Raw genomic sequence first — 10,541 nt, forward strand, 5'->3', positions numbered from 1 at the left:
TTAAGGTCTTAGGGAGGACTCGGGCGGTGAAGCCCGAGTCCATCGTGTCTGCGAAGATTAGCTAAGTAATTTGAGGATTGCTGCAGGCTGTTGTTGCGCCTGGCCAAGCATCGAAAGACCAACTTGCTGAAGAACTTGGTTCTGGCTGAACTGCGTATAGGCGGCCGCCATGTTCGTGTTCGTGATAACGGACTGCGCGTTTGAAAGGTTTTGCGATTCATTCTGAAGGCCGGTAATGCGATAGTTCAACTGATCCTGAACAGAGCCTAGGCTCGCTTGGTTGCTCGACAATAGGGAAATTGCCGATTGGATTGCGGAAATTGCAGAAAGCGCAGCCGATTGGGATGTAATGTTGACAGATGCTGCAGATACGCCGAGTGAAGCTGACGTGATGTTATAAAGACTGAATGCGAGTTGGGACAGGCTAGATGAGTCAAACCCGACTTGCAATGTGACGACTGCGGAACTGGATCCATTGAGCAGGTGAATGGTGTTGAATTGTGTGCTGTTTGCCGTATTATCTACCTGAGAGACAAGGGCGTTCATCTCAGACTGCAGGTTGTTTAGATCCGCCGTATTCTGTGTTCCGTTGGCCGCTTCGACAGCAAGGCTGTTCATGGTTTGCAGAATGCCTTCGACCTGGTTCATCGAGCCTGTCGCAGTCTGAATCAAACTAACGCCTTGTTGAGCGTTTTGCACAGCTGTGTTGAGTCCGTTGACCTGGGAGGTCATCTGCTGGGAGATCGCATATCCAGCAGGATTGTCAGCAGCCGAGTTGATGCTGTTGCCAGATGATAATTGGGTGTAGGACGTGTTGATGTTGTTTTGAACGTAGTTCAAGTTGGACAAAATATTGGATGCTGCCGAGTTGTTGTTTACACTGAAATTGACTGACATCTAGACACACCTTCCTGTATAATAGAATGGGGTAAAAAATTAACCGTTTGGCAAATAGGTGACGAGAGATGGCAACAGGATGCTTGCGCCCATCTTCAACGCAGCCTGATAGACGGTCTGGTCTGTGTTGAATTGAGTAATGACTTGCGCCATGTTCGCGTCTTGGATCACCCCCTTATCCGTACTCAGTGTTTGTGCGTACGTTGATAACTGGTTTTGTAAAGCGGTCAATCGATCCTGCCTGGCACCTACAGAAGCATTAAGGTCGGAGACCTGGCTGATGTTTGCCTGCAGGTTTGAAAGATCGCTTTGCAGAGCTGCGTTTGTTCCTGACGCGAGGTCGCTCGCGATGTTTGAAAGTGTCGTCTGTAAGTCTTGCGTTGCCCCGCTTGGCGTCGATTGCATAATCGAAGTTGCCGTCACATTGATAGATACCTGGATGCCGTTTGCGACCGTGTATTGAATCGATCCTGACGCACCACTTGGTGAGGTTCCTGTCGATAATGCATAACTCGAAGGTTGGACCTGATCAGCAAAGCCCCCGAAGAGATAGCGATTCTCTACTTTCGTATTGAGCAATTGACCGAGATTGCTCACGTCACTTTGTGCGACGTTGGCAAGCGCCTGACGGGCAGAGGAACTCGCTGTTGGCGCGTTTAAACCTTCTAGTACAGTAGACTGCAGTGATTGCAGTGTGGTCATCATCGTTTGAAGTGTGTTACTCGAATTGCTGAGCCACATTTGACCTGCTGCAATCGTTCCTGAATAGGCTGTCGTCTCTGAAAGCGATGCGCGAATGGCCATATCTTGAGAAACGGCTAAAGGATTGTCGGAAGGCTGATTTAACGTTTTGCCTGTTGAAAGCTCGAGTTGTAGTGTCTGCATGTTTGCGTTTGCTTGCGTTAAGTTGTATAAAAATTGGCTTTGCATCATGGACTCTGTGACTCGCATCTTTTTCCCTCCCTTATGGAACGATTCCTAACAAGGTCTGCATCATCGCATTAAACACGGTGATATATTTGGCGGCGGCTCCGTAAGCGTTTTGGTACTGAACCATGAGTGACGCCTGTTGGTTTATATCAACACTAGAAACGGACTGACGCAGTGTTGATGACTGTTGAGCGAGCGCCTGAGCGGTCTGGGCGTTATTCTGAACATTTGCGGTTTCGTTTCCGAGTGAAGAAGTCATTTGTGAAATGAGTTGATCTAATGTTCCTGTTGCGCTTGTTGAAGAGCTTGTTCCACTCGGAGAAGCGATCGTGTAAGAAATTGTGTAGCTCGTATTTTGTTGTGAAGCTAAATAAGATGCAAAATTACCGTTCCCGGTTTGGCCGGGAGGTGGGGCGTCAGAGGCCGGCACTGTGTTAGGTGTAATTCCGGAATTTACGCTAAGAATTGCATTGCCGAATGCGTCTGTTGTGACCGTAAAGAACTGCGGACTCGGTGTGCCTGAATTGATGGGGTAACCTGTAATCGTTGTTCCGCTCGAAGTCGTTCCTGGATTTGTAAATGTTGAACTGATCTGATTTGCGATACTGCTCAATTGCGATAAGTAATTTCCTGTATCCGTCAATCCCTGACTATCTCCGGCAATCTGTCCGCTGCCGATCAACAGGTTTACTGAACCTGGTGTTTGCCCCGAAGCGGGTGTTGTGGGCGAATTGATCATCGTTGTGGTAGACGTCCCTGTCGACGAATTGACGATGGTTACAGAGCCAATCATGACGTTAACCGCTTCGCTTGGTATCGTTCCTGTACCGGAAGGAGAAGGGAATGCATTTGAGGATTGAGTGATTGTGATATTCGCGAGCTTAGCCATTTTATCGAGAATTGCGCCTCGTTGATCAAGAAGCGTGTTTGGACTCTGTAAGTTCTTTTGGACTGCAAGTATTTGATTGTTTAGTGTTGCCACTTGCGTTGCATACTGGTTGAACTGCGTGTACTCCTGGGTCACTTGAGACTGAAGGTTGGTTTGAACGGTTTCTAATTGGCTCGTGATCGTTTGCAAGGTTTGCGCCAATCCTTGGCCTTGAGTAATCACAGATTGACGCGCGGCTGTGCTTGAAGGGTCAGTCGAGAGTGTTTGCCAAGATGCGAAAAATTGGTCGAGCGATGTTTGAACACTCATGGAACTAGGTTCATTGAGTATACCTTCAATTTGAGTGAGTATCGTTTGATGCGCATTATACATTGCAGAGGTGCCTTGATTTGCTCGATCCTGCTCATTATAAAAAGCGTTGATTTGTCGCGATACGGATGTGATTGAGGAACCTTGTCCCATTTGTCCGCCTATGAGCAATCCAACCTGTGTGGATGCTGGCGGGAAAGGCGTTGCTTCTGTCGCGTTAGCCGTCTCCTGCACGTAGCCAGGGGTATTAGCGTTTGCGATGTTATTTGCAATCACATCTTCGGTTTGTTGTGCGCTGTTCAGCGCGCTCATTCCTACATTTAGGGCGTAAAATGTTGATATGTTCATCGTTTTTCACCTCCTACGCTTTTTCTTGAAAGGAACGGGATGCCATAATCGTGCCCATCATTTTCTCTGAGAGTTTTTCGGCCTGCTGAAGCAACTGCTGTTGGGTATCACACATTTTATAAAGTTTGCCAAGTTCATCTCGTTGAGATGCTGTCAGTTGCGTGTTTTGTGATTCGATCATTCGTACGGAACTGCATTGTTCTGCAATGTAATGCAGCAATACATCTGGCCGGTTTTCAATCAATGCAGCTTTCGCATTTTCCAAAGATGTGCGCAATTTGTCGATCCACGAATCAATCGCGTTGCTATTTTCTACAAAATTCGCCGTCATTATGGTGAAAACCTCACATCTGGAATTTCGTTAGTTCGCTCGTGTTCATTATTTTTTGAGCGAGTGGACCCAAATCGATTACATAGGCGCCTTGGGCGATCGTCTGCTTTAATTGATCTAGTTCTTTTTGACGAGTTGCCGAAACCTTTTTTGAGTTTTCAGTCGCTACAGTTTGAGCTGTCTTTTCCTGTTTTACTTGATTCCCACGTTCTGCTTTAGTCTGGCTGTTTGTCCCGTGTTGAGCAGGTGTGGCGATCGACTTTGATAACGAATTAAAATTTGTCATCGGTGATCTACCCCCTCACTCCTATAATCGGTCGTATTTCGACTGATTTTGCGCTTTATCGCGATACATCCAATTTTTTTTTGAGTTTTTCTATGGTTTTTTGATAACGACGCGTAATGGTTGAGACAGCCACATCCAAAACGTAAGCAATTTCTGTGAAATTGTATCCATCCTTGATGTGCAAAGATAAAAGGAGTTGTTCATCATGACTCAATTCTTTTAACGCATTCATAACGTCCATCCACAGTTCCTGATCAATGTTTCCGTCATCTGATGTAATATCAAGCGCGTGATCAATCGAGATCGTATTTGGCATTTGATAAGCCTGTAGTTTTTGTTGATAGGAGCGTGTGACTTTTACTGGATACGAATTGCGCACAGCGTCGCGCATAGCAAATTTGACTTGTTGGCGGAAGATGATAGCCAGCGCGTCAAAATCCCATGGACTACCTTCTTGATTTAGCCTCACACAAAACTGCCACCAACGATTTTTTGCGACCGCTATAAGGTCGTCCGCGTCAATGATGCTACTCTTGCGAAGCTGAGTGTAGCGGTACGATAAACGTCGTATATAGGCGGTTTGTTCATCAGTTAATGAAAATAGATCCATAGATGTTCTCTCCGTTGATCCGCTTCAATAGAATTGCAAACTATAAGATTTACCATATCACAAAAGGGGACGAAGTGTCTGAAGGAATCAATAATATATATCTAAAAATTCCGCCGATCGTTGCGCGAGAGGTGTGCGGTGGTATAATAGGTGCATCTTCCACAGGGAGGCTAGCGTATGAACATTCACATTCGTGGTGATCATCATTTGGACGTCACGCAAGCTCTCAAGCAGTATGTTGAGAAAAAAGTGGGGCGCATGGAGCGCTATCTTGAGGCTTCGCAAGTGCACGATGTGTCAGTTACGATGAGTGTCACGCGCGGTATTCATACCGTTGAGGTCATGGTTCCGTTGGGACAAGCTATGCTCAGGGCGGAAGAACGCTCAGACGATATGTATGCGTCAGTCGATCTGGTGATGGATAAACTTGAAAAACAACTGGAGAAATATCGGCATCGCGCGGGTCAGAAAGTGGGGCACCGCCTTAAAGTAGAAGGTTTCAAAGCAAAAGAAGGTCCACGCGTAAGCGTGACGGATGAGCAACTGGAAGAAGATGAAGCGGATGTTGTGCGCGTGAAGCGTTTTGATATGAAACCGATGTATGTTTCTGAAGCGATTCTGCAAATGGATCTTCTCGGTCACGATTTTTTTGTCTTCGCGAATGCAGAGGATGAGAAAACGAGTGTCGTCTATCGCCGACGCGATGGACAATTCGGATTGATCCAGTCGCTGTAAGACGGTATTTGCCGGGCAGTTTGATTTCGCGAGAGGCGTGAAACCTTGACAGGCTCCTTGCATACAACTAGAAAACAGGGCGTTTTTTCGACGGGGCTTTGTCGTTGAGACGCGTGTGATCGACGGTGTAATGTGAGGGAGTGAGAGGCGTGGGACTGCTTGTGTGGATCTTGCAGATCATCGCTTTTCTCGTCGTCTGGAAGGTTGTTCATCTTCTTTATTGGAATGCGCGTAAATTGCTTGGCTCTCGGTCGCTGCTTTTGACAATGTTTGTTACGTTTTGCATTGCGTTGTTGGCAGTGATCCTGTTTCACGCCTTTCACACCGTTTGGGCGGGCGTGTTGATTGCGGCGTTTGTTCTTGGAATCGGTAACGCAGAGTACGAGTTGAACCGTGAGGCGCCGTGAGTACGATGAAGCGCGTGACCTAGATATGCAGTGTGATGGTAAGGGAGGGGTCATGCGCCCCTCCCTTTTAGGTTGCGCGCACTTAGGCGTACAAGGTACAATGCATTATTAGGGGACGTATGTCTCAACTGCGGTTTTGCAAATCGCCGCTGACAGCAGCGGAGGGAGTGAAGCCCACGTGATCGGGCTGATTAAACGAGTTGTTGGTAGTACAAATGAGCGTGAAGTCAAAAGACTACTTAAAATTGTTGACAAAGTTCGCGGGCTGGAGCCGACCTATGAAGCGATGTCGGATGATGAGTTGCGCTCGCAAACGGATCTGTTCAAAGCGCGTTACCAGCAAGGTGAGCGACTTGACGCCATGTTGCCCGAAGCGTTTGCGGTTGTTCGCGAGGCGGGCAAACGCGTGCTCGGCATGCGCCACTTCGACGTCCAGTTGCTTGGGGGGATGGTTCTTCACCAAGGTCGCGTCGCTGAAATGAAGACCGGTGAAGGAAAGACGCTCGTTTCTACGCTGCCCGCTTACCTTAATGCGCTGACGGGAAAAGGCGTTCACATCATTACGGTGAATGACTATCTCGCACGGCGTGACAGCGAATGGATGGGGCGTATTCACCGCTTTTTGGGTCTCGCGGTGGGGTTGAATGTGCATGGTCTCTCGCACGCTGAAAAGCAAGAAGCGTATTTGGCTGATGTGACGTATGGTACGAATGCAGAGTTCGGGTTTGACTATCTGCGCGACAACATGGTGATGAATACAGAAGAGATGGTTCAACGTCCGCTTCACTACGCAATTGTTGACGAAGTGGACAGTATTTTGATCGATGAGGCAAGAACGCCTTTGATCATCTCGGGGCCGGGCGAAAAATCAACGGATCTCTATTTTATGGCGGATTTATTTGTGCGTTCGCTGGTGCATGAAGAAGATTATACGTTTGATGAAAAAGCGCGCACGGCGAACCTCACCGATCAAGGTGTGCATAAAGCGGAGCGCTACTTCCGTCTGGAAAACTTGTTTGACCCACTTCACATCACTACAAATCATCACATTACGCAAGCGCTCAAGGCGCATGCACTGATGCATCGGGACAAGGATTACGTCGTTCTCGGCGAGGAAGTCGTCATTGTCGATGAGTTTACAGGGCGGATGATGCAGGGCAGGCGTTATAGTGACGGATTGCATCAGGCGATTGAGGCAAAAGAAGGCGTCAAGGTACAGAATGAGTCGCGCACGCTCGCGACGATTACGCTGCAGAATTATTTCCGCATGTATGAAAAGCTGTCTGGTATGACCGGGACTGCCAAAACGGAACAGCAAGAATTTGTCGATATCTATGCGATGGATGTAGTGACGATTCCATCGAATCGCCCTAATCTGCGCAAAGATATGTCAGATGTTGTCTACAAGACCGTGAAAGGGAAATTTCAGGCGGCTGTCCTTGAAATTGAAGCGAGACATCGCACGGGTCAACCGATTCTTGTTGGTACGACATCCATTGAAAAATCGGAGTTACTCTCCGGGATGCTTCGCGCCAAAGGTATTCCTCATCAAGTCCTCAACGCAAAGCACCACGAGCGCGAGGCTGAGATTGTCTCGCACGCGGGCGGGCATGGCATGGTGACGATCGCCACGAACATGGCGGGACGGGGAACGGACATTCACCTTGGCGAAGGTGTCGCAGAATTAGGCGGTATGCATATCATCGGTACGGAACGGCATGAGAGCCGCCGAATTGACAACCAATTGCGCGGGCGCGCCGGTCGTCAAGGTGACCCAGGGTCGTCTCAATTTTATTTGTCACTGCAGGACGATCTCATGCGACTGTTTGGATCGGATAACATCATGGGGCTCATGGATAAGCTCGGTATTGAGGAAGACCAGCCGATTGAGAATGGAATGGTCTCAAAAGCGATTGAACGCGCGCAGCGGAAGGTCGAGGCAAACAATTACGATGTTCGCAAACACGTTCTAAAATACGATGATGTGATGAACAAGCAGCGCGAAGTGATTTATACGCAGCGTCGCCGCATTCTGCAAGAGCAGGTTCTGCGCCCTATTATTGAAGGGATGTGCAGGGATCTGGGGGATTTTATGATTCAAACGTATTGCCTCCAAGATCAAGTTCCCGAAGATTGGGATCTAAAGGGGCTTCTTGAATATGGGGAGCACACTTTCTTGACGCCGCATAGAGTGACGGAAGAAGAACTGCGGCGCTTTGAACGAGAAGAACTCCAGGAGTTTTTGTACAATCAGGTGGACGTTGAATACAACTTGCGCGAAGAAACGCTGGGCGAGTTCGTTCGCGAGCTTGAGCGAATTGTTCTGCTGCGCACGGTAGATTCGAAGTGGATGGATCACATCGATGCAATGGAGACGTTAAGACAAGGCATTCATCTTCGCTCGTACGGTCAGCTGGATCCGCTTACGGCGTATCAACAAGAGGGTTTCCAGATGTTTGAGGATATGATTCACAGCATTCAGGAAGAGGTCGCTACGTATGTGTTTAAGGCGCAGGTCAACATGCCGGATTTGCCGCCTGAGACGCCGGAGCCGCTTTATACTTCTTCGTGATTTTGCAAAGTGAAAATCGTGGGGTAGTAATTAGGTAGACCGCAATGCGCGTGCAGTGTGCGCGTGCATTTTGCGGTCTTTTCAATAGAATCAGGAGGCGGTTTTTATGGCAGAAACGTTTGGTGAATTGCGTCAACAGCTTTCGATTATGGACCAACGCTTGGTCGACATTGGGAGGTCTCTTTGACGTCCCTGCCAAAACATCGCGTATTGCACAACTTGAGCATCAAATGTCGATCCCGACGTTTTGGGATGATGCGGATGGAGCTAAACAAGTCATCGCAGAGTTGAATCAGATCAAAGGTGTCACGGAGCATTTCGGCGAGATGCGTACACGGATGGATGATCTTGTTTTAACGCTTGAGCTTGCGCAAGAAGAAGATGACGGAGAACTATTCAAGGAAGCGAACAGAAAAGCGGACGAATTTAAATTAGCGTTGGACGAGTTCGAATTGGAGCTGTTGCTCGACGGTCCGTATGACCACAACAACGCCATCTTTGAGCTTCATCCTGGCGCTGGCGGGACGGAGTCGCAGGACTGGGCAGCGATTTTGCTGCGAATGTACACGCGGTGGGCGGAAGGTCGCGGTTATAAAGTCGAGACGCTTGACTATCAGCCTGGTGACGAGGCAGGCGTAAAGAGTGTGACCCTTATGATCAAGGGATACAATGCGTATGGATACTTAAAAGCGGATAAAGGCGTCCATCGGTTGGTGCGGATCTCTCCGTTTGATAGCTCAGGTCGGCGACACACGTCATTCGCGTCGGTTGATGTGATGCCGGAGCTTGATGACAGCGTGGAAATTGATATTCGCACGGACGAGATCAAAGTGGATACGTATCGCTCAACGGGAGCTGGCGGACAGCACGTGAATACGACAGACTCTGCCGTGCGCATTACGCACCTTCCAACGGGTGTCGTTGTGACGTGTCAGAGTGAGCGTTCGCAAATTCAAAACCGTGCGGTTGCGATGAAGATCTTGGCGGCGCGCCTCTATGAGCGTAAGCGCGAAGAACAAGAGGCGGCACTCGCTGCAATTCGAGGCGAACAGAAGGACATTGCCTGGGGTAGTCAGATTCGCTCCTATGTATTTCATCCGTATTCGATGGTTAAAGATCACCGTACAGGGTACGAGGTAGGAAACGCGCAAGGGGTAGTTGATGGCGATCTCGATGGGTTTGTGAATGCGTATTTGCGATGGCAATTGCATCGTCGCTCTTCGCAAACGGATGCTGAGGAGGGGAATTTGTGATTGGAAATGAACTCCTGAGTGAACGCGCCGTGACAAGGCGCTTTCACGTGGTGGATGCAGTGATGACAGAACACGGCGCGCGAATGGATGCTACTGGGGATCGCTGGTTGCTCGAACAAACGATTGCGACGGGGAGCGAGCGACGCAATCTTTTGCGAAGAATTCCGCTTGTCGAAGGTTCGGCCGTTCTTGACGTCGGGGTGGGATTTGGAGCGCTTGCGTTTGACGTGGCGGCGCTTTATCCAGTTCGTGTGGTAGGCGTCGATCAAAATCCAGAGATGATTGACCACGCGACAGTGCTCTGCGAACAAATACGCAGCGCAGATGGATTCATTCCTGGATCTACGCTCTCGTTTCAATTGGGGGATGCACAAAAATTACCTTTTCCTGATGGGTCGTTTGACATGGTCATGGCGCGCTTTGTTTTTCAGCATTTATCCGAACCTATTGTCGCGGCAAAGGAAATTGCGCGTGTCTTAAAGGTTGGGGGTGTGGCGTGTCTCGTCGATGTGGATGAGGCGTTGTCGCTATCTTATCCTGAAGAATCCTCTGCGTTTACACTCCTTTATAGTGCGTTTCGAGCGTTGCAGATGGAGAATGGCGGTGATCGTCAAGTCGGGCGAAAACTTGCGCACTATCTCGCGGAATTTGGGGAGCTTGAAGTCATTGGCACTTTTGTAGACCATCAGGCGCATCACGGTCGACTCTCTGATCTCTCCATGCAACTGACGGTTGCGCGTTTTGAACAGGTGCGTAGTGATGTGATCGAGCGGGACCTTTTGGATGCAGAGCGTTATGATCATGCGTTGGAAGCGTTTCGGAGGGAAGGCCAGGCGGCGCGGTTTCAATCGGTTGGACAAGTCACTGTTTTCGCACAGAAGAAGCTTTAAAAAAGACTTTTGTTAATGGATACAAATTCCAGTATAAAATGTGGGATAAAAGGTTTGACATGATGCGCGAGGGGTGATATATTA

At 48.8% G+C, this 10,541-nt stretch carries 11 protein-coding genes; 5 read left to right on the forward strand and 6 right to left on the reverse strand.

Annotated elements, in window-relative coordinates; translation table 11 throughout:
- Positions 1-57 precede the first annotated feature (57 nt).
- Genes AYW79_RS06480 through AYW79_RS06505 form a run of 6 tightly spaced genes read right to left on the reverse strand, consistent with a single transcriptional unit; the run spans position 58 to position 4,600 of the window.
- Positions 58-897 (reverse strand): flagellin N-terminal helical domain-containing protein, encoded by an 840-nt coding sequence (locus tag AYW79_RS06480; RefSeq protein WP_067563432.1) that lies wholly within the window; start codon positions 895-897, stop codon positions 58-60.
- A gap of 39 nt (positions 898-936) precedes the next feature.
- The gene (locus AYW79_RS06485) at positions 937-1,848 is read right to left on the reverse strand and encodes a flagellin N-terminal helical domain-containing protein (protein WP_067563435.1); all 912 of its coding nucleotides are present in this window, start codon (positions 1,846-1,848) and stop codon (positions 937-939) included.
- A 13-nt stretch (positions 1,849-1,861) separates the two neighbouring features.
- Positions 1,862-3,373 (reverse strand): flagellar hook-associated protein FlgK, encoded by a 1,512-nt coding sequence (gene flgK, locus AYW79_RS06490; RefSeq protein ID WP_067563438.1) that lies wholly within the window; start codon positions 3,371-3,373, stop codon positions 1,862-1,864.
- A 13-nt stretch (positions 3,374-3,386) separates the two neighbouring features.
- The gene (locus AYW79_RS06495) at positions 3,387-3,704 is read right to left on the reverse strand and encodes a hypothetical protein (protein ID WP_067563441.1); all 318 of its coding nucleotides are present in this window, start codon (positions 3,702-3,704) and stop codon (positions 3,387-3,389) included.
- 13 nt (positions 3,705-3,717) lie between these two features.
- Positions 3,718-3,990, reverse strand: coding sequence for a flagellar biosynthesis anti-sigma factor FlgM (locus AYW79_RS06500; RefSeq protein ID WP_067563443.1), 273 nt, complete (start codon positions 3,988-3,990; stop codon positions 3,718-3,720).
- Between the two features lie 55 nt (positions 3,991-4,045).
- Positions 4,046-4,600 carry a sigma-70 family RNA polymerase sigma factor gene (locus AYW79_RS06505; protein ID WP_067563446.1) on the reverse strand — a complete coding sequence of 185 codons (555 nt, stop codon included), beginning with the start codon at positions 4,598-4,600 and terminating at the stop codon, positions 4,046-4,048.
- A gap of 177 nt (positions 4,601-4,777) precedes the next feature.
- Between AYW79_RS06505 and hpf the strand changes: the two genes are divergently transcribed.
- The 5 genes from hpf (at position 4,778) to AYW79_RS06530 (ending at position 10,457) form a co-directional block, all read left to right on the forward strand.
- Positions 4,778-5,335 carry a ribosome hibernation-promoting factor, HPF/YfiA family gene (gene hpf / locus AYW79_RS06510; RefSeq protein WP_067563448.1) on the forward strand — a complete coding sequence of 186 codons (558 nt, stop codon included), beginning with the start codon at positions 4,778-4,780 and terminating at the stop codon, positions 5,333-5,335.
- Positions 5,336-5,484: 149 nt separating this feature from the next.
- A complete protein-coding gene (locus tag AYW79_RS06515; protein WP_067563450.1) occupies positions 5,485-5,742 on the forward strand; it encodes a hypothetical protein in 258 nt (85 codons plus the stop codon).
- A 178-nt stretch (positions 5,743-5,920) separates the two neighbouring features.
- Positions 5,921-8,314, forward strand: a complete 2,394-nt coding sequence (gene secA, locus AYW79_RS06520; protein WP_179123022.1) for a preprotein translocase subunit SecA — start codon at positions 5,921-5,923, stop codon at positions 8,312-8,314.
- A gap of 106 nt (positions 8,315-8,420) precedes the next feature.
- Positions 8,421-9,567 (forward strand): peptide chain release factor 2 gene (prfB, locus tag AYW79_RS06525; protein WP_197460905.1). Its coding sequence is split into 2 segments (ribosomal slippage): positions 8,421-8,498 and positions 8,500-9,567, totalling 1,146 coding nucleotides; the frame shifts between segments, so codons are not numbered across the junction.
- On the forward strand, positions 9,564-10,457 hold the full coding sequence (locus AYW79_RS06530; RefSeq protein WP_067952719.1) for a class I SAM-dependent methyltransferase: 894 nt from the start codon (positions 9,564-9,566) through the stop codon (positions 10,455-10,457). The genes prfB and AYW79_RS06530 overlap by 4 nt, the downstream gene beginning before the upstream one ends.
- Positions 10,458-10,541: the final 84 nt, after the last annotated feature.

It is taken from the genome of Ferroacidibacillus organovorans, assembly GCF_001642725.1.
GTDB classification, from domain to species: domain Bacteria; phylum Bacillota; class Bacilli; order Alicyclobacillales; family SLC66; genus Ferroacidibacillus; species Ferroacidibacillus organovorans.